Source organism: Castellaniella sp., from assembly GCF_041677825.1.
Classification (GTDB): Bacteria; Pseudomonadota; Gammaproteobacteria; order Burkholderiales; family Burkholderiaceae_B; genus Castellaniella.
Genome location: NZ_JBAYPG010000004.1, coordinates 110,374 through 128,419 on the forward strand (window position 1 = coordinate 110,374; position 18,046 = coordinate 128,419).

Genomic DNA, 18,046 nt, shown 5'->3' on the forward strand with positions numbered 1-18,046 from the left:
CATTCACTATGTTCTTTAGGATCATAACCTCTTGTTGGCATCATCCGATGGATAAGGAGAATGACATGAAATGGTTTTCAATGGCAGGGGTTGCAACGGCGACGGCGCTCGCACTGGTTTCAGTGCCGGCAACGGCAGCCTTTCCGGAAAGGCCCATCACCCTCATCGTGCCCTGGGGGGCGGGCGGGGGCACCGATGCCACGGCGCGCATCATCGGCAGCATCATGGAAAAGGAACTCGGCAAGCCCGTCAATGTGGTCAACCGTGCGGGGGGCAATGGCGTGGTGGGGCACAAGGCCATTGCCGAAGCCAAGCCCGATGGCTATACCATTGGCCTGGCCACGGTGGAAATCACCATGATGCACTACATCGGCCTGACCGATCTCACCTACAAGGCCTACACGCCTCTGGCGCTCATGAACTTCGATCCGTCCGGCGTCACGGTGGCCACCAATTCCCCGTTCAAGACGCTGGATGATCTGCTCGACGCGGCCAAGGCCGAACCGGGCAAGCTCAAGGCATCGGGCACCGGCGAAGGCGGCATCTGGCACCTGGCGCTGGCCGGCATGCTCAATTCGCTCGACATCAAGCCGGATTCCATCCGCTGGGTGCCTTCCGATGGTGCGGCGCCGGGCATGCTCGAACTCGTGGCCGGTGGCGTCGATGTCGCGCCCGTCTCGATTCCCGAGGCCCGTTCGATGATCGATGCCGGCAAGGCCAAGCCGCTGGCGGTGATGGCCAACGAACCCCCGGTGCTCTATCCCGATGTGCCCACCCTCAAGTCGCTCACCGGATCAGACTGGACCATGGGGGCCTGGCGCGGCATGGTGGCCCCTGCAGGCCTGCCGGCCGAGGTCACGGCCAAATACGTCGAAGTCCTTGACAAGATCAACCATAGCGCAGAATATCGCGACTTCATGAACAAGCAGGGTTACGGGATCGCCTGGGATGGCGGCGAGAAATTCGGCGAATTCATGGCCAAGAGCGATGCCGACATGGGCGAAGTCCTGAACCTGCTCGGCATGGCCAAGAAGTAATGGCTTGCCGCCCATTGTCTGATTGATGTAAAACCTTTGCCGGCTGGGCTGCGTTCTGCCCCGCCGGCTTCAATTTTCGGAAACGTCCTTCCATGAAAGTCAGCGACGTCTTGACCGGTCTGTTCCTCGGGCTCTTTGGCCTGGCGGTATTGCTGTATTCGCAAACCTTTCCCCATATCCCGGGCCAGGACTTCGGCCCCAGGGCTTTCCCCAGCGTGATCGGGGTGGGTTTCATGATCTGCGCCGTACTGCTGGTGCGCCAGGGGCTTGCCAGGCATCCGCGTGATCCGTGGCTGAAACTGGCCGAAGAATTCCGCAGCGCGCACGCCACCTTCCGTTTCTGGCTGGTGCCGCTCATGGTCGTGCTGTACCTGGTGTTCATCGATCTCATCGGTTTCATCATTCTTTCGGCCCTGTTCCTGCTGTTCTTCTTCCTGGCGTTCGGCGTGCGCTCCACCAAGGCCTTGCTGATCGCCATCGCGAGCAGCCTGGTCATTTTCTACATCTTCTATTCCCTGCTGCACGTACCCCTGCCGTGGGGGGTTCTCGAACCCTTTGCCTGGTAAGAGGGGCTGACACATGTTTGATATTCTGCTCAACGCACTGGCCCTGATCGCCGACCCCTACGTATTGCTGGTGGTGCTGTTCTCGGCCATGTACGGCCTGTTCATGGGTGCCGTCCCCGGGCTGAGTGCCACCATGGCAGTGGCTTTGCTGGTTCCGGTCACCTTTTTCATGCCGCCCGTGCCGGCGATTGCCGCCATGGTCACGGCTACGGCCATGGCCATTTTCTCGGGCGACATCCCGGGCTGCCTGTTGCGCATTCCCGGTACGCCGTCTTCGGCCGCCTATGTCGACGAAGCCCATGCGATGACCCTCAAGGGCGAAGCGGGCAAGGCCCTGGGCGCGGGGCTGGTGTGTTCCGTGCTGGGCGGCCTGTTCGGCACTCTGGTGCTGATCTTCTTTGCACCCGTGCTGGCCGAATTTGCCCTGGACTTCTCCACGTACGAGTATTTCTGGCTGGTTCTGCTGGGCCTTACCTGCGCCATCTTCATCGCCTCCGAAAGCCCGCTCAAGGGGTTCGTGTCGCTGCTGATCGGGCTCTTCGTCACCACCATAGGCATGAACAACCCGGGCGGTTTTCCCCGCTTCACCTTCGGCTCGGGTGATCTGCTGGGCGGGCTGTCGCTGATCCCCATCATGGTGGGCATGTTTGCCGTGTCCGAGGTCCTGCGCTATGCCATCAGCAGCGCCAAGGGCTTCGAGCGCGTGGGCTCGAACGTGGGGCCGATTTTCTCGGGCATCGGCCGGCTGGTCGTCAAGTATCCCGTGTCCGTCCTGCGCGGCAGTTCGCTGGGGGTGGTGGTGGGGGCCCTGCCGGGGGCCGGCGCCGATATTGCGGCTTACATCTCGTACGGGCTGAGCAAGAAGTTCTCCAAGGAGCCCGAGAAATTCGGCACCGGGCATGTCGAAGGCATCGTCGAGGCCAGTTCGGCCAACAATGCCTCGCTGGGCGGCGCGTGGATACCGGCGCTGGTGTTCGGCATCCCGGGCGACTCGATCACGGCCATCGTGATCGGCGTGCTCTACATGAAGAACCTGAATCCGGGGCCCACCATCTTCATGGTCAACCCGGTGCCGCTGTATGCGATCTTCCTGATCTTCATCCTGGCCAACCTGCTGATGCTGCCGCTGGGCTATGCGGCCATCCGCCTGGCGCGCACGGTGCTCTCGGTGCCGCGCAACATCCTCATGCCCATCATCCTGCTGTTCTGTCTGGTGGGCTCGTATTCCATCCAGAACAGCTTCTTCGATGTGGGTGTCACCCTGGCGTTCGGCCTGATCGCCTATCTCATGGAAGAAAACGGCTTTCCCCTGGCGCCCACCATCCTGGGCATCATCCTGGGTGGCATGCTGGAAAGCAATCTGGTGAGCTCGCTCATCAAGTCCGATGGCCACTTGCTCGCCTTCTTCGATCGGCCCATTGCGGGTACCCTGGGGGTCATCACGCTGGCCATCTGGATCATCCCGCTGGTGCTGCGGCTCATTCGCTCAAGGAGAACAGCATGAATACTCAGACAGGCGCAACTCAGACAGGCGCAACGGGCAAGGTGGCCCTGGTCACCGGGGCCGGCAGCGGTGTGGGGCGTGCGGCGGCCCTGGCCCTGCTCGCGGGGGGGTACCGGGTGGTTCTGGCGGGTCGGCGCGTCGAACCCCTGCAGGCCGTGGCCCAGGCATCGGCTGCGGGTGACCGGGCCCTGGTCGTGCCGGCCGATGTGACCGACGAACAGGCGGTGGGACACTTGTTTGCCACCTGCGTGCAGGCGTTCGGCCGGCTCGACGTGCTCTTCAACAACGCGGGCTGTGGCGCGCCTGGCGTGCTGCTCGAAGACCTCACGCTGGCGCAGTGGCAGCAGGTGGTCGACGTCAATCTCACGGGCATGTTCCTCTGTGTGCGCGAAGCCTTCCGCGTCATGAAGGCGCAAAGCCCGCGTGGCGGGCGCATCATCAACAATGGCTCGATCTCGGCCCATGCGCCGCGCCCCAATTCGATCCCCTACACGGCCACCAAGCATGCAGTCAGCGGACTGACCAAGTCGGCTGCGCTCGATGGGCGCAAGTACGACATTGCAGTCGGGCAGATCGATATCGGCAATGCCTCCAGCGCCATGACGGCCCGGATGCACGAAGGGGTGCCACAGGCCAATGGCGAACTGGGTGTCGAGCCGGTCATGGACGTTGGCGTCGTGGGGCAGTCGGTGTTGTACATGGCCAGCCTGCCACCCGATGCCAATGTGCTCTTCCATACCGTAATGGCCACCAAGATGCCGTACATCGGCCGCGGCTGATCCTGCGCGATTCTCCCGTTGCCCTGCGCCTGGGCGGGGTTGCGAGGGCGCGCGCCGTGTAGCGACGTGCGCGAATTCATTCACCACCCAGGCTGCAAGGGAAATCGCATGTCCAGCAATCATTATGACTTTTCCGGCCAGCACGCCGTGGTCACCGGCGGTGCGTCCGGCATCGGCCTGGCGACTGTGCGCCTGCTGCTCGAAGGGGGGGCCACGGTCAGCCTGTGGGATTACGACGAAAAAATGCTGCAGGAATCCCGCGCGGCGCTGGCCCCGGGCCAGGTGCATGCCCAGGTGGTCGACGTCAGCGACGAGGCCTCGGTGCAGGCCGCTGCAAGCGCCAGCACCCAGGCCGCCGGAGCGCCGTCGATCCTGATCAACAGCGCAGGCATCACCGGCCCCAACCAGACCGTGTGCGAGTACAGCACGGCCGACTGGGACCGCGTCATGGCCATCAACCTGCGGGGTACTTTTCTCACGTGCCGTACCCTGGTGCCGGCCATGAAAGAGCGCGGTTACGGCCGTATCGTGAATATCGCCTCCATTGCCGGCAAGGAAGGCAATCCCAATGCCTCGGCCTACAGTGCCTCGAAAGCGGCGGTCATTGCGTTCACCAAGTCGCTGGGCAAGGAACTCGCCCGAACCGGCATCACGGTCAATTGCGTGACGCCGGCTGCCGTGCATACGGCCATGTTCTCGCAGATGACGCCCGAGCACATCGAGTACATGCTGTCCAGGATCCCCATGGGGCGCTTCGGCAAGACGGAAGAAGTGGCCCGCCTGCTCGCCTGGCTGGCGTCGGCAGACTGCTCGTTTTCCACGGGTGGGGTCTTCGACGTCTCCGGTGGCCGGGCCACTTATTAGAATGGCTGCACCATGACTGAAATGACCACATCATGATTGAACCCCGCTTTCCCGCCGATGCCCTGCGCACGTTTGCGGCCGATCTCCTGCAGGCCGTCAGCATGCCGCCGGGCATGGCCCGCGACGTGGCCGAGGTGCTGGTGCTGGGCGATCTGCTCGGGCATGATACGCACGGTCTGGCGCTGCTGGCACCCTACGTGGATGAAATTCGCGCCGGGCACATGAACCTCACGGGTGCGGTCCAGGTGGTCTCCGATCGACCCGCCGCGCTGTGCTGGGACGGGCAGCGCCTGCCCGGCCCCTGGCTGGTGCGCGAGGGCATGCGTACCCTGATGCCGCGGGCGCGCGAACTGGGCAGTGCCAGTCTGGTCATCCGGCGCAGCCACCACATCGCCTGCCTCGCCGCCTACCTGCTGGAAGCCGCGGAACAGGGCCTGTTGATGATTCTGGCCAGTTCCGATCCCAATGGCGGCAGTGTGGCCCCCTTTGGCGGTACCCGCGGCATTTTCACGCCCAACCCCATCGCAGCAGGCATCCCGGCGTCCGACGGCCCGTTCCTGATCGATATCTCGGCTTCTCTGGTCACCAATGGCCTGAGCGGCCGCCTGTACAAGGAAGGGCGTGCATTTGGCTACGATTGCCTGCTCGATGCCCAGGGGCAGCCCAGCCGTGACCCGGCTGTCCTGTTCACCGAGCCGCCTGGCAGCATTCTGCCACTGGGGGGGGTGCAGGCCGGCCACAAGGGGTTCGCGCTGGCGGTGCTCATCGAGGCCCTGACGGGCGGGCTGGCCGGTCACGGGCGGGCCGATCCGGCCGAGGGCTGGGGGGCGACGGTGTACCTCACCGTGCTCGATCCCGAGGCGTTTGGCGGCCTGGCCGGTTTCACACGGCAAACCGACTGGCTGGCCCAGGCCTGCCGCAGCAACCCGCCCCGGCCTGGGGGCGAAGCGGTGCGCATGCCTGGAGATCGTGGCCTGGCGCTCAAGCGCCAGCAGGAAAAATCCGGGCTGCGGCTGCATCCGTCCATTGCGCCCATGCTGGTCGAAAAAGGCCGGCAACTGGGTGTGCCGTTTCCCCAGCCCTTGTCGGGCCGTGGCCGCTGAAGTCAGCCGGAGCATGGTCACACGTATGCCGGATTCGATCGCGACCGGGCAAACCGCCAGGCGCATGCAGCGCGCGGGTACGCAGTATATCGGCCTCGATTGGGGCACCAGCGCCTTGCGTGCCTACCTGTTTTCGCGCTCTGGTCAGGTGCTCGCACAGCGCGAGTCGCCCTGGGGCATCATGAACCTGCCCGACGGGTCGGGTGCGCATGAGGGCGTGGTCCATGCTGTGATCGTAGCGCAATCCGATGCTCAGCGGCGCGCTGCGTTTCAGGCCACCCTGTGGCGGTTCGTGGGCGACTGGCTGCGCCAGGCTGGCACGGTGCCCGATGTCGTGGCCTGCGGTATGGTGGGCAGTGCGCAGGGCTGGTGCAACGCGCCTTACCAGCCATTGCCCATCGATCTGCATGCACTGGCCAGGGGGGTCACCGGGGTCGATGCCGGTCGGGGGGTCGTGGTGGCCATTGCCCCGGGCCTGATCGAGATGGGGGCCTTGCCCAATGTGCTGCGCGGTGAAGAAACCCAGATCGCCGGGGTGCCGGCCTTGCTGCGCAGTCGAACACTGCAGGGGCGCTGGCTGCTGGGTTTGCCCGGTACGCACAGCAAGTGGGTCCGGGTGCAGGATGACTGCATCCGGCATTTCGATACGTTCATGACCGGCGAGATTTTCGCCGCGTTGGTGCAGCATACGATTCTCGGTCGCACCATGCAGCAGCCGGCAACGCAGGCCGCCGACGAGGTGTCACCGGCCTTCATGTCCGGGGTACGCAATGCGGGCTCCGACGCCGGGCGGGCCGGCCTGCTGTCGACCGCATTCAGCTGTCGTGCGCTGGGTCTGACGGGGCAACTGGATGGTGCCGAACAGCATGATTATCTGTCCGGCCTGCTGATCGGGCATGAGGTCAACGGCCTGCTGGCCCGGCTGCCGACCGTCTGGCGGCAGGCGTCCATGGCCCTGGTCGGCCGGCCGGCCCTGTGCCGGCGCTATCTTGCTGCACTGCAGCATCACGGGCATCAGGCACTGGTACTTGCCGAGGATGCCGTGGTGCATGGCCTGTGGGCCCTGATCCGTCAGCGGCATCCTGAAACTGAATGAGGTAACGCGCATGCGGGGATCACGGTTGCAGCGCTTTCACAAGGCGCTTTCGAGTACGGGCATGGTGGCCATACTGCGGGGCTTGCCCGTGGCAGATGCCGTTCCTGTGGGTGAGATGCTGTACGAAGAGGGGTTTCGCCTGATCGAGGTGCCCTTGAATTCGCCGGACCCATACCACAGCATCGCCGATCTGGTGCGCCATTTGCCCGGAGATGCCATGGTGGGTGCGGGTACGGTGCTTTCGTCGCAGCAGGTGCGTCAGGTGGCGGATGCCGGTGGCCAGTTGCAGGTCATGCCGCACGCCGATGTGGCCGTGATCCAGGCTGGGGTTGCAGCCGGCCTGGTGGTGCTGCCGGGGGTCGCGACACCGACCGAGGCGTTTGCCGCATTGGCCGCCGGGGCGGCGGGGCTGAAGCTCTTTCCTGCCGAACTGTTGCAGCCCCCCATACTGAAGGCCTGGCGTGCGGTGCTGCCTGCCGATGTGCCCCTGCTGCCGGTCGGAGGCATCGTGCCGGCCTCGTTGCCTCCTTATCGGGCTGCGGGCGCGGCCGGCTTTGGCCTTGGGGGGGCGCTGTACCGGCCGGGTGACGCGGTCGATACCGTGCGTGCGCGTGCGCGGGCCTTCGTGCAGGCCTGGGGCACAGTCGACGGCGACCCAGGTTGAGGCGGCCAGGGTCGACCTGACCGGGGCCGGCATGACCGGGGTCAGCATGATCACGGTTGACGTGATCGGGGTCGACATGATCGTGGATGGCATGATCGGGGTTGACAGGGCCGATGGTGTGGATCTATTTCTAGGTGCTCGGAGCGTCGCAGGCGCAATCTGCCGGCATCCGGATACTTCAGGAGAGAGACAATGAAAACAGACCCATTGGGCCGCATGATGCTGGCCGTGGTGCTGGCCGTCGCTGCGACCAGTGCCATGGCGGCATTTCCCGAGCGGCCGATCACCCTGATCGTTCCATGGGGTGCAGGCGGCGGCACGGATGCGACAGCCCGCATCATAGGCAGCATCATGGAAAAGGAACTGGGCAAGCCGGTCAACGTGATCAACCGCTCGGGTGGCAATGGCGTGGTGGGCCATCAGGCCATGGCCAACGCCAAACCGGATGGCTACACGCTGGGCATGGCGACGGTCGAAATCACCATGATGCATCATCTGGGCCTGACCGACCTCACGCCCGATGCCTATACCCCGCTGGCCCTGATGAATTTCGATCCGTCGGCCATCACGGTCAGCGCGGATTCTCCCTTTCACTCGATCAAGGATCTTTTGGCGTTTGCACGCGACAATCCGGGCAAGCTGAAGGCCTCTGGCGATGGCGAGGGTGGCGTCTGGCATCTGGCACTGGCCGGCATGCTCAGCGATCAGGGCATCGCCCCCGATGCCATTCGTTTTGTGCCTTCGGACGGCGCCTCGCCCGGTCTGCTGGAACTCGTGGCGGGTGGGGTGGATATCGTCCCGGCCTCGCTGCCCGAAGCACGTGCAATGATCGATAATGGCAAGGCCAGGACACTGGCCATCATGGACAATGCGTCTTCAGGGCTGTATCCGGATATCCCCACGCTGGCTGCGGAAACCGGTTCAGACTGGACCATGGGCGCCTGGCGTGGCATCGTGGCTCCCAAGGGCCTGCCGGCTGACGTCTCGGCGCGGCTCGAAGAGGTGCTCGACCGGATCAATCACAGCCAGGAATACAAGGATTTCATGGACCAGCAGGGGTATGGAATCGTGTGGGCCAATGGCGCAGACTTCGGCGCCTTCATGGCGAAGGCCGATGCCGACATGGGCACGGTGATGGGCAAGGTAGGCCTGGCGAAGGATTGACGGGGCACGGGCCCTGCCGGCGTGTGGTTTGCCGCCGGGCCCGCCGGGGCCACCCGTGCTGCCCGCAGGATGCCGCCGTGCGCGGTGGCTGGCGCATGGGATGCATGCCCGCCGCGTACCGCGTGCCGTGTTACAGCACCCCGTATTTCCGGTATACATCGCCCAGCAGCAGGCCCCGGGCGAGTTCATCGCGCGTGTGGTTTTCCTGCTCGATCTTGTGCAGGGCCTGCTCGATCACCTGGCCTGCCATGCTGGCAGGGATGACGATGACGCCGTCGACATCGCCGAAGACCAGATCGCCGGCACACACCGTGACGCCTGCGCACTGGATGGGCAGGTCGTAGTTCATCATTTTCCCGCGGCCGCGGGAATCGAGCGGCCCGATGCCGCCATGAAACACGGGGAAACCCATTTCACGGATCTGGCGTGTATCACGCACCAGACCATCGGTGACGCAGCCCGTCGCGCCGCGATACTGGCTGGCCGTGGAGAGCAGCTCGCCCCATGGGGCGATGCGGGTCGTGGGCCCATCGCAGCCCAGCACCACGATGTCATCGGGCTTGAGATCATCGATCAGGGCGATTTCGTGCTCGTAGGGGTTTTCGCCCTCGGCCACTGAAAAAGTGTTCATGAAATAACCCGTGCGGGCGCGTCCGAATAGAACGCTGCTGTCATCCAGCGGGCGCACGAAGGGCCGCATGGCCTGATCGCGGTAGCCCATGCTGTCGAGCACGTCAGACAGCACGGCCGTATACAGCGAATGCTTGAGTGTCTTGAAATCCGGCAATGATGGGGTCATGGAAGGTGGCTCCTTGATCGATTGGACTGTGATGAACGCCTTCAGGGTGCCTGCAGCAATTGCTGCGGGTTGCCTGATTCATCATAAGCCGGATCATCCGGAAAGTGGCCGGCCTGATCGGCCCACAGAATCTGCAACACGCGAATCCCGCTGCCGAAGCGGCTGCTGGCCTGGGCCACGCGCTTCTCGAGCACGAAAGGGTTGCTGGCGTCGACCAGGCGCAGTGGCTGGCGCGCCGCATCCAGCGGCAGCGTACCGATGGCCAGGCCACCAGCCCGGCGCTCATGGGCCACCACATCACTGACCAGGTCCATCGCCTGCTGGGGGTCGATCGGGCCTGTAAGGATGAGTTCGGGCAGGCCGGCGCGGGCGCGCCCCACAGTATGCATGAACCACTGCGCCTTCGGCATGTCGTCATCGGCCACCACGATGTGGGTGTAGTCGTGCCACTTGAGCTTGTCTTCGAGAAAGCCCTGCAGCTTGATGCGGTTCGTGTCGTCGGTCATGGTGTACTGTACCGGGTTGCCGCAGGATCAGTGCGTGACAGGATTTGCATGCGCATGGGCAGCCATGCCGCGTGCGGGCCCTGGCGCGCCGGCCGTGCACGCAGTTCAGGCGTAGGAGACCAGGGCCTTGATCTTGTCTTGATCATATCCCGACCAGGTCTGGTGCGTGGTTTCGACCACGGGCGCGCTGCGGTAGCCCAGGCGCGCCAGCCGTTCGAGTTCGGCGTGCTCGCGCGTGATGTCGACGGTCTGATAGTCGATCCCCAGGATGTCCATGTCACGCTTGGTGAGTTCGCATTGGGGACAATCGGGTTTCGAATAGACGGTGATGGTCATGAGTCTTCCTTGTGGACAGGATGGTTGTCGACGGGGTTGTTGTATGGCCAGGATGGTTGTGGTCAGGGTGTGGTCCGGGCAGGGTCCGGAAAACGGGGTCAGAAATCGACGTCGAAGACCTGGTCTTCGTCATCGCGGCGCATCACCCCCACCTTGTACTGGGCCGTGTCCTCTTCCTGGTTGGAGGCCTGAACCTTGCTCATGTTGAGCCAGTTTTCCATGTATTTGAGCGGGTTTTCCTCGATCAGGGGGAAGCTGATTTCATTGTCCACGCCAAAGAACCGGGCGACATCGGTGGCGCTGAAATGCACCCAGTCCTTCATCATCTGGCAGGTCACCCCGGTGAGCTCGCGCCCTTCTGAAAACGCGTATTCGGTCCATTCGATCTCGCTGGCGGCGACCTCGTCGATCATCTGCACGATGGTGCCGCGGGTCTGCTCGAAGGCCGTGCGGCCGCGTTCGGTCTTGAAGAGCGCGCGCAGGACTTCCTTGCCATATTGCACATGGACTTCGAATTCATCCTGGGCGATCTTCTGGATGGCCTTGCCGATGGGCTGAAACAGGCCGGTGCCATCGCAGATGCCGAAGGTGACGGCGAACGAGGCGAGGAACTGGATGCGCTCCATGCACAACAGGGCGACGATGAACAGGTAGATGGCGTTGTACGTGTCCTGGTCGTTTTCGCGCACCCCCCGAGCGTAATCGTAGCTGACGCTCAGTGCCCTGTCGTAGATCACGGCCACCGTCTTCAGGCGGCTCATGGCCTCTTGCACCGAGAGGATCTCATTCAGGATGTCGTCGGGGTTGTCGAAGCTGTTGCGCACGATCTCGGAATAGGTGGCCGCGTGCACGATCTCGTTGCGGGTGATTTCGATCCAGCCCGACCAGGCCTCGCTGCTCGTGCAGACCGGCGCCAGCACCGCCGCGATCGAGCGCGCCGCCACGCTGTCGGCCTCCCATTGCCAGGCCAGGGTCTTGACCATCATGTCGTAGGTATGGCGGTCACAGGTCTTGAACTGCACGTTGCAGGTCGAGTAGTCGAACTCGTTCTCGTCCCAGTCCTGATTCTTGAGCGTCTTGTAGAGTTTCCAGAGTTCGGGATAGAACTTGTTGATGGTGTCGAACAGGCCGACGTCCTGCCCGAGGATGATTTCCGGGAAGGCATAATCGGTCTTTTCAGTATTGAATATCCGGGTCGGCAGGGATTGCGTCATGGCTGGGTCCAGTTGGGTTACATGGTGCAGCCTTCGCAGGCTGCCTCATCGAGAAGGTCCGAGATGCGGCCGGCGTTCTCGAGGGTCTTGTCGGATGCCACGTTCGAGTTGTAGTAATAACGCGTCTTCATGCCGTACTTGACCATGGTGAAATAGTGTGTGAGCAGTTCGCGGCTGGATACCTTGTCGTCATCCTTGATGCGCCGCCACAAATCGGCCGAAATGCCCTGGTCGGTAAATTTTTGCATCACGGCATAGGCCTTGATCATGTCGACCTCGGGGATGTCCCAGGCCGACTGATACAGCCAGGCCGGGTCATCACTGAAAGGCGCCGCCCAGCGGATGGTGACCGAGCCGTCGGTCTTGTTGAGCGTGGTGTCGCGTACCGGATAGATGGCGTTCGGCTTGCCGAGCGCCTTGCTGGATGATTCGCCGGGCATGTAGGCCACCAGGCACGAGTGCCCGATACCGCCGTTCGCGATGATCTCGGCACGCAGCGCCTCCCAGTCGTAGCGGTAGCGGAAGTTGCCCAGTTCGTCCACGTTGCGGTTGTAGGTGTCGATGGGCAGCCAGCCTTCGGGCCAGCGGGTCTTGTGCATCCAGCGTGCCAGACCGCGTTCCTGGCTGATGCGCAACGAGGCCCGGATGGCATGGTACATGTGCCGTTCGGCAATGCGGTGCAGTTCTTCGCGCCCGGCGTCGGTGTCGTAGCGCAGCCGCTTGCGCGCCATGAGCGTGGCCACCCCCATCAGCCCCACGCCGGCATTCATGCGCGCCTTGGCCGTGACGGCGACGTGCGGGAGCACGTAGTCGGAATTCAGGATGCAGTAGTCGATCATCTTGAGGCTCAGGTACATGGCCTCCTGGTAGGCCTCGTCGTCGTCCTCGTCGATCGCGTCGCACGCGATGGCCCCCAGCGAACACAGCGCGATTTCGGGTTCTTCGTGCACCTCGATGATGCGGCTGACCGCCAGGCTGGCGTCAGGGGTGAGAATGACGTCACCCGGCGCAAGCTCGCCGGCATAGATCGTGCGCGGCAGCATCGAGCCGGGCGCGGCGACCTCGAGGGCCTCGTTGAAGTTGAAGCGACGCTGCCCGCCCGTGCCCAGTTCGACGTCGATGAAGCCGACTTCATGATCGGCGTACAGGTCCTGCATCTGCGTGTAGGGGCGATTGGGTTCACTGATCTCCAGGCACAGGTTGCTCGAGTGGATGGGTTCCCTGAACGGGGTGTGGCGGTTCATTTCGTCGATGATGGCCAGATAGGCCACCCCGGTTTCCAGGGCCTCGTTCAGGGAGGTGAGGAGCAGATCGCGAGGCTTGAAATACTCTTTGTGGAACCCCGGATCCTGTTCGAGCCGCTCGTATTCGGCCTTGAAGGCGGCCGCATCGGCACTGAAGAACAGTTCGGTGAGCCGCGGGGCGGTATGTACATTGAATGAGAACGCGGTTTCGTTGCGCGCCACCTTCTCGGCAAACAGCTTGTTCGTGACCAGCGCATAGTGCAGGTCGCGGTTCTTGCGGTCCTCGGTACTGCGTGGGTTGCGCAGATAGGCAATGACTTCGGCCTCGGGATCGAAGCCCGAGTAGTACGTGGTGCAGGCGCCGCCGCGGCCGGCCTGCATGTTGGCGTGCACGGCCTTGCCCATGGATGCGAAGTAGGGCAACTTGCCCTGGTGCTGGATCAGCCCGCCGCGCACCGAATCCCCCTTGCTGCGCGTGATCAGGTGGCTGCCGATGCCTGCCGAGGCCGCCGTCATGCGGTAGGCGATGTGATCGCCGATCGCCAGCGAGGCTTCCGAGTCGCCCGACACGTACAGGCAGCATGAGGCAAAACCGCGCAGCTTGGTGCCGAGATTGACGTAGTTGGGCGTGGGTGCCGAGATGCGCTTGGCTGAAAATTCGTCGTAGAAGCGCCGCACCAGGGCCAGGCGCCGTTCGGCGGGTTCGTGTTCGGCCAGGGCCATGGCCATGCGCAGGTAGACGAACTGCTGGGTTTCGTATTCCTTGCGGGTGACCCGGTTCTGCAGGCTGTATTTGCGGCGGATGTAATGCAGCGAGAAATGGGGTGTATCGTAATCCAGGGCATGGTTCACGAAGCCCTGGATCTGATCGTATTCGGCTGTGCTGTAGTTCAGGCGCAGCATGACGCCATCGGCCACCATTTTGTCGTGCAGCGCACGTACGGTGGGGATTTGCGCGCCGTGGATGATCTTGTGCAGGTGCGATGCGTACAGACGCCCCGCCATCAGGTAGTAAGACCAGGTCCCCTTGTCGAGGCAGGCCTGGATGAGCTTCTCCTGCAGTTCTGCCGTGCTGACGGTCTCGGGCATCGCGCTCACGGCCTGGATGACGATCCCGCTCCAGTCGACCTTGTCGCCCAGGGTGGCGGCGGCCCAGCGCCCCCAGCCGTTGAGTTTGCTGGGGATATAGGGCTCGAGGCGGCCGTCGCGCTTGATGATGTGTTTGATCACGAGGTGTTTCCGTGGTTCATGGGGCGCGCCCCCTTGGTGTGGGGGCGAAAAACAAGATGTAGTGTAGCGCACTATTCGCAACACTAGGTATGGTATGTTCATTTGCCAGTCGCCATGGGTTTTGACGCGGCGCCGAAGCGCGCGAAGCCATGCGGTCCCCATGGGGATTTACCCTCGATTCCCCGGGAATGTCACAAAGCTGACAGTTTCATTGGCGAAACAGCAGCTAACGTCCGTACTGCAGCATCAATTTCATCGTCAGGCATCAAGAGGGTCATGGCATGGTCATAGCGGCAACAGTCGATCAAGCTGACATCGTCCTGTCGTGCACGCAGATCAGCCGCTGGTTCGGCGGCCTGCAGGCCATGAAAGACGTCAGCTTCGACATCCGTCGCGGCCAGATTCTCGGCCTGGTCGGCCCCAACGGTTCGGGCAAGACCACCACCGTCAATGCCATCACGGGCTTTTTCCCGCCGCAGCAGGGTGAAATCCGCTTTGGCGGCCTGCGCCTGAACGATCTGAAGCCCCATCAGGTGGCGCAGCAAGGCATTGCGCGTACCTTCCAGAACGTCGCTTTGTTCAAGGGCATCAGCGTGCTCGACAATATCCTGCTGGGTCGGCACAATTTCATGAACCCCACGGTCATCGGGGCCATGCTCTATTGGTGGCGCGCACAAAAAGAAGAAATCGCCAATCGCAACAAGGTCGAGGCCATCATCGATCTGCTGCAACTCGAAAACGTGCGCGACGAGCCGGTCGACGTGATCCCGCTGGGCACGCAGAAGCGGGTCGAACTCGCGCGGGCGCTGGCGGCCGAACCCACCTTCCTGATCCTCGATGAGCCCATGGCCGGCATGAACCAGGAAGAAAAGGAATACATGGTGCGCTTCATCCTCGATGCCCAGGAAGCCCTGGGCCTCACCATCCTGCTCATCGAGCACCATATGGATGTGGTCACCGCCATCTGCGACCACCTGGTGGTGCTCAACAACGGCGAAAAAATCTGCGAGGGGCTGCCTCGCGAGGTGATTGCCAACCCGGATGTGGTCGCGGCCTACATCGGCAAGGTCGAGGTGGGTCATGCATGATGCGTCTGCCGACCTGGTCCCTGGCCTCGATCCGGATCTCGACCTCTCGCGGCGCCTGCATCCGCACTGGCGCACCGAAGACAATCTGCTCGCCCTGCTGGCCGAGAACGCACGGCAGCATCCAGACCGGGTGGCGATGCGCGAATACGACCATGGCATCTGGCAAGAATACACCTGGGCCCGATACCTGCAGGCGGTACTCGAATTCGCCGCGGGTCTGGAAGCCCGCGGGGTGGGGCCCGGCGATGTGGTCCTGTTCGTGGGCGACAACCGGCCAGCGCTCTATTTCGGCATGCTGGGGGCCATTGCGCTGCGCGCCATCCCGTCGCCGGCCTATCCGGATCAGCCGCCTGAGGGGCTGGCCGGCCAGATCCGCAGCGAGTCCATCCGCCATGCCGTGGCCGAAGATCAGGAACAGGTCGACAAGCTGTTCTACATTCAACAGCATTACGACTGCCATTTCGACCTCATCCTCTATGATGACCCCCGCGGCCTGAAGGATCAGGGCAGCCTGTGCGCCTGTCAGGCCGTCACGGCCCAGGGTGCCGCGCGGCTGGCCGCCGAACCCGGTCTGCGCGAGCAGTTGCTGGGGCGCAGCAGTGTGCACGACATCGCGGCGCTGCTGCATTCCTCGGGCACCACCGGCGCACCCAAGGGTATCCCGCTGCGTCATGGGCACATCCTGTACGGGGTGCGCAATGCCGCAGCCGCCGGTTATTTCATCGAGGGTGAAGAACACATGGCCTACCTGCCCATTGCCTGGGTGGGCGACTTCATCTTTTCCGTCGGGGCGGCGATTGCGCTGCGCTTCGTGGTCAACCTGCCCGAGAGCCGCGAAACCGTGCGGCGAGACCTGCGCCAGATCGCCCCGACGCTGTATTTCTGCTCACCGCGCACCTGGTCCGACATGCTCACGCGCATCCAGGTGGGGATCGATGAGTCCACCCCGTTCAAGCGGGCCCTGTATCGGCATTTCATGCCGTTCGCCATCGGGCTCGAACGCCGCCGTCTCGAAGGCCATTCGCCCACCTGGCGCGAGCGCATCTGGCGCCAGGTGGGCGAATGGCTCGTCCAGGGCCCGATCAAGGATCACTTCGGGCTGGCCCGCGTGCAGCGCCCCTATACGGCCGGCGAGGCCATCGGGGAAGAAGTCTTCCTGTTTTTCAGGGCGCTGGGCCTGGATCTGCGCCAGTTCTACGGGCAGACTGAAAACTGCGCCCTGGCGGCGGCACAGCCATCCGGTTCGGTGGCCCTGCATACGGTGGGCGAGCCATTCCCCGGGGTCGAGATGCGCATCGACGACCAGGGTGAGATCCTGATGCGCGGCGATAACGTCTTCGATGGCTATTACCGCAATCCCCAGGCCACGGCCGAAGTCCTGCATGACGGCTGGCTGCATACGGGCGACGCCGGCTATTTCCAGGAAGACGGCCAGCTCGTGGTGCTGGGGCGGGTGTCCGAGGTCGTGCATACGGGCCAGGGCGAGCGTTTCATCCCCACCTACATCGAAAACCGCCTGCAATTCAGCCACTATATCCAGGATGCCTGCATATTGGGTCAGGGGCGCGAGCACCTGGCGGCCATCGTGTGCATCGATTTCCGCGCGGTGGGTCACTGGGCCCAGGAGCACGGGGTGCCGTATTCCTCGTATGCCGAACTGGCACAGCAAGCCCGGGTGGTCGAACTCATTGCCGGGGTCGTGGCCCAGACCAATCGCGTGCTGCCCGAGAAGCTGGCCATCCGCCGTTTCGTGAATCTGCACAAGGCATTCGATGCCGACGATGGCGAAGTCACCCGCACCCGCAAGTTGCGGCGCAAGGTGATCGACGACAAGTATCGTCCCATCATCGAAGCCCTGTATTCCGATCAGGCGCGGGTCGAGTACGAAGCCGCCATCGTCTATGAAACAGGCGATACCGGGGTGCTCCGGCGCGATCTCGCCCTGGTCACCGTACCGGCAGGGAAATAAGCCATGTCGTATTTCATCGAACTGCTCGTCAACGGCGCCCTGACCGGCGCCATGTATGGCCTGGCGGCCCTGGGCTTCGTGCTCATCTACAAGTCTTCGGGGGTGGTGAACCTGGCCCAGGGCGCGATGATCATGCTGGCCGGCTACGTCATCTGGATGCTGGTCATGGTCGGCTTGTCCGTCTGGCTGGCCATTGCGCTGGGGCTGGTGCTGATGTTCCTGTTTGGTTTGCTGGCCGAGCGCCTGTTGCTGCGCAAGATGGTGGGTCAGCCCATCATCATGATCGTCATGCTGACCCTGGGGCTCGAGATCTTCCTGCGCGGGGTCGGGCCCGGCTTCCTGGGGGCCTCGCCCAAGCAGATCGATCTGGGCGTGCCGCTTGCGCCCGTCATCATCGGTGATGTCTTCATCAACCGCGTCTACCTGATCGGCGGCATCGTGGCGCTGGTGCTCATCGCGGCTTCATTGCTGTTCTTTCGCACGCGTCTGGGCACCAAGCTGCGGGCGGTGTCCGACGACCACGTCTCGAGCTGGTCGGTGGGCATTTCAGTCGAGCGGGCCATCGGTATCTCCTGGGGGCTGGCGGGTCTGTCGGCCATTGCCGCGGGGGCGATCTGGGGCTCGGTGCAGGGGGTCGACTGGACCCTGTCCGAACTGCTGTTCCCGGCCATTGCGGTGGTCATTCTGGGGGGGCTCGACAGCGTGGTGGGCGTGCTGGTCGGCAGTCTGATCGTCGGCGTGCTGGGCAGCGTGATCCCCGGCTATCTCGACGAACTGGCCGGCGGGGGCACCCGCGACGTGGTCACCTCGCTCATCATCCTGGTCACCATCATGATCCGGCCGTACGGCATCTTCGGCCGTGAAGACATCGAAAGGGTGTAGG

17 protein-coding genes are annotated in these 18,046 nt (G+C 63.5%); 12 read left to right on the plus strand and 5 right to left on the minus strand.

All coding sequences use genetic code 11. The features are described 5' to 3' along the window. The first annotated feature begins 65 nt into the window (after positions 1-65). The 9 genes from WCY17_RS03185 to WCY17_RS03225 all read left to right on the plus strand — a co-directional run bounded on the left by WCY17_RS03185 (position 66) and on the right by WCY17_RS03225 (position 8,777). Positions 66-1,037 (plus strand): tripartite tricarboxylate transporter substrate binding protein, encoded by a 972-nt coding sequence (locus WCY17_RS03185; protein ID WP_372700719.1) that lies wholly within the window; start codon positions 66-68, stop codon positions 1,035-1,037. A 92-nt stretch (positions 1,038-1,129) separates the two neighbouring features. Further along, entirely contained in the window at positions 1,130-1,603 is a 474-nt protein-coding gene (locus WCY17_RS03190; RefSeq protein WP_372700720.1) for a tripartite tricarboxylate transporter TctB family protein, read from the plus strand. Positions 1,604-1,616: 13 nt separating this feature from the next. Continuing rightward, positions 1,617-3,107 (plus strand): tripartite tricarboxylate transporter permease, encoded by a 1,491-nt coding sequence (locus tag WCY17_RS03195; RefSeq protein ID WP_372700721.1) that lies wholly within the window; start codon positions 1,617-1,619, stop codon positions 3,105-3,107. Next, a complete protein-coding gene (locus tag WCY17_RS03200) occupies positions 3,104-3,886 on the plus strand; it encodes an SDR family oxidoreductase (RefSeq protein WP_372700722.1) in 783 nt (260 codons plus the stop codon). Before WCY17_RS03195 ends, WCY17_RS03200 begins: the two co-directional genes overlap by 4 nt. A 108-nt stretch (positions 3,887-3,994) precedes the next feature. Beyond that, the gene (locus WCY17_RS03205; protein WP_372700723.1) at positions 3,995-4,750 is read left to right on the plus strand and encodes an SDR family NAD(P)-dependent oxidoreductase; all 756 of its coding nucleotides are present in this window, start codon (positions 3,995-3,997) and stop codon (positions 4,748-4,750) included. Between the two features lie 32 nt (positions 4,751-4,782). After that, positions 4,783-5,853 carry an Ldh family oxidoreductase gene (locus WCY17_RS03210; protein WP_372700724.1) on the plus strand — a complete coding sequence of 357 codons (1,071 nt, stop codon included), beginning with the start codon at positions 4,783-4,785 and terminating at the stop codon, positions 5,851-5,853. A gap of 13 nt (positions 5,854-5,866) precedes the next feature. Beyond that, positions 5,867-6,949 carry a 2-dehydro-3-deoxygalactonokinase gene (locus tag WCY17_RS03215; RefSeq protein WP_372700725.1) on the plus strand — a complete coding sequence of 361 codons (1,083 nt, stop codon included), beginning with the start codon at positions 5,867-5,869 and terminating at the stop codon, positions 6,947-6,949. Between the two features lie 10 nt (positions 6,950-6,959). Further along, positions 6,960-7,613 (plus strand): 2-dehydro-3-deoxy-6-phosphogalactonate aldolase, encoded by a 654-nt coding sequence (locus WCY17_RS03220; protein ID WP_372700726.1) that lies wholly within the window; start codon positions 6,960-6,962, stop codon positions 7,611-7,613. Between the two features lie 192 nt (positions 7,614-7,805). Continuing rightward, positions 7,806-8,777, plus strand: coding sequence for a tripartite tricarboxylate transporter substrate binding protein (locus WCY17_RS03225; protein ID WP_372700727.1), 972 nt, complete (start codon positions 7,806-7,808; stop codon positions 8,775-8,777). 130 nt (positions 8,778-8,907) lie between these two features. Here WCY17_RS03225 and WCY17_RS03230 read toward each other — a convergent pair whose 3' ends face one another. The 5 genes from WCY17_RS03230 to WCY17_RS03250 form a co-directional block, all read right to left on the minus strand. Further along, the gene (locus WCY17_RS03230; RefSeq protein ID WP_372700728.1) at positions 8,908-9,576 is read right to left on the minus strand and encodes an RraA family protein; all 669 of its coding nucleotides are present in this window, start codon (positions 9,574-9,576) and stop codon (positions 8,908-8,910) included. A gap of 41 nt (positions 9,577-9,617) precedes the next feature. Next, a complete protein-coding gene (locus WCY17_RS03235) occupies positions 9,618-10,082 on the minus strand; it encodes a DUF4262 domain-containing protein (RefSeq protein WP_372700729.1) in 465 nt (154 codons plus the stop codon). 105 nt (positions 10,083-10,187) lie between these two features. Beyond that, a complete protein-coding gene (locus WCY17_RS03240) occupies positions 10,188-10,418 on the minus strand; it encodes a glutaredoxin family protein (protein WP_372700730.1) in 231 nt (76 codons plus the stop codon). Positions 10,419-10,516: 98 nt separating this feature from the next. Next, the gene (locus tag WCY17_RS03245; RefSeq protein WP_372700731.1) at positions 10,517-11,632 is read right to left on the minus strand and encodes a ribonucleotide-diphosphate reductase subunit beta; all 1,116 of its coding nucleotides are present in this window, start codon (positions 11,630-11,632) and stop codon (positions 10,517-10,519) included. Positions 11,633-11,649: 17 nt separating this feature from the next. Continuing rightward, positions 11,650-14,106, minus strand: a complete 2,457-nt coding sequence (locus tag WCY17_RS03250; RefSeq protein WP_372700732.1) for a ribonucleoside-diphosphate reductase subunit alpha — start codon at positions 14,104-14,106, stop codon at positions 11,650-11,652. Between the two features lie 281 nt (positions 14,107-14,387). On the opposite strand from WCY17_RS03250, the gene WCY17_RS03255 reads away from it, so the two are divergent. From WCY17_RS03255 to WCY17_RS03265, 3 genes are read left to right on the plus strand one after another with little or no spacing between them, the layout of a single operon-like run. Continuing rightward, on the plus strand, positions 14,388-15,194 hold the full coding sequence (locus tag WCY17_RS03255; RefSeq protein ID WP_372700733.1) for an ABC transporter ATP-binding protein: 807 nt from the start codon (positions 14,388-14,390) through the stop codon (positions 15,192-15,194). Further along, positions 15,187-17,163 carry a long-chain fatty acid--CoA ligase gene (locus tag WCY17_RS03260; protein ID WP_372700734.1) on the plus strand — a complete coding sequence of 659 codons (1,977 nt, stop codon included), beginning with the start codon at positions 15,187-15,189 and terminating at the stop codon, positions 17,161-17,163. The genes WCY17_RS03255 and WCY17_RS03260 overlap by 8 nt, the downstream gene beginning before the upstream one ends. 3 nt (positions 17,164-17,166) lie before the next feature. Next, entirely contained in the window at positions 17,167-18,045 is an 879-nt protein-coding gene (locus tag WCY17_RS03265) for a branched-chain amino acid ABC transporter permease (protein WP_372700735.1), read from the plus strand. Position 18,046: the final 1 nt, after the last annotated feature.

Bases quoted from the DNA above. Each gene is read 5' to 3' on its own strand.
- WCY17_RS03185 (WP_372700719.1), top strand. From the start codon at position 66: ATGAAATGGTTTTCAATGGCAGGGGTTGCAACGGCGACGGCGCTCGCA.
- WCY17_RS03190 (WP_372700720.1), top strand. From the start codon at position 1,130: ATGAAAGTCAGCGACGTCTTGACCGGTCTGTTCCTCGGGCTCTTTGGC.
- WCY17_RS03195 (WP_372700721.1), top strand. From the start codon at position 1,617: ATGTTTGATATTCTGCTCAACGCACTGGCCCTGATCGCCGACCCCTAC.
- WCY17_RS03200 (WP_372700722.1), top strand. From the start codon at position 3,104: ATGAATACTCAGACAGGCGCAACTCAGACAGGCGCAACGGGCAAGGTG.
- WCY17_RS03205 (WP_372700723.1), top strand. From the start codon at position 3,995: ATGTCCAGCAATCATTATGACTTTTCCGGCCAGCACGCCGTGGTCACC.
- WCY17_RS03210 (WP_372700724.1), top strand. From the start codon at position 4,783: ATGATTGAACCCCGCTTTCCCGCCGATGCCCTGCGCACGTTTGCGGCC.
- WCY17_RS03215 (WP_372700725.1), top strand. From the start codon at position 5,867: ATGGTCACACGTATGCCGGATTCGATCGCGACCGGGCAAACCGCCAGG.
- WCY17_RS03220 (WP_372700726.1), top strand. From the start codon at position 6,960: ATGCGGGGATCACGGTTGCAGCGCTTTCACAAGGCGCTTTCGAGTACG.
- WCY17_RS03225 (WP_372700727.1), top strand. From the start codon at position 7,806: ATGAAAACAGACCCATTGGGCCGCATGATGCTGGCCGTGGTGCTGGCC.
- WCY17_RS03230 (WP_372700728.1), bottom strand. From the start codon at position 9,576: ATGACCCCATCATTGCCGGATTTCAAGACACTCAAGCATTCGCTGTAT.
- WCY17_RS03235 (WP_372700729.1), bottom strand. From the start codon at position 10,082: ATGACCGACGACACGAACCGCATCAAGCTGCAGGGCTTTCTCGAAGAC.
- WCY17_RS03240 (WP_372700730.1), bottom strand. From the start codon at position 10,418: ATGACCATCACCGTCTATTCGAAACCCGATTGTCCCCAATGCGAACTC.
- WCY17_RS03245 (WP_372700731.1), bottom strand. From the start codon at position 11,632: ATGACGCAATCCCTGCCGACCCGGATATTCAATACTGAAAAGACCGAT.
- WCY17_RS03255 (WP_372700733.1), top strand. From the start codon at position 14,388: ATGGTCATAGCGGCAACAGTCGATCAAGCTGACATCGTCCTGTCGTGC.
- WCY17_RS03260 (WP_372700734.1), top strand. From the start codon at position 15,187: ATGCATGATGCGTCTGCCGACCTGGTCCCTGGCCTCGATCCGGATCTC.
- WCY17_RS03265 (WP_372700735.1), top strand. From the start codon at position 17,167: ATGTCGTATTTCATCGAACTGCTCGTCAACGGCGCCCTGACCGGCGCC.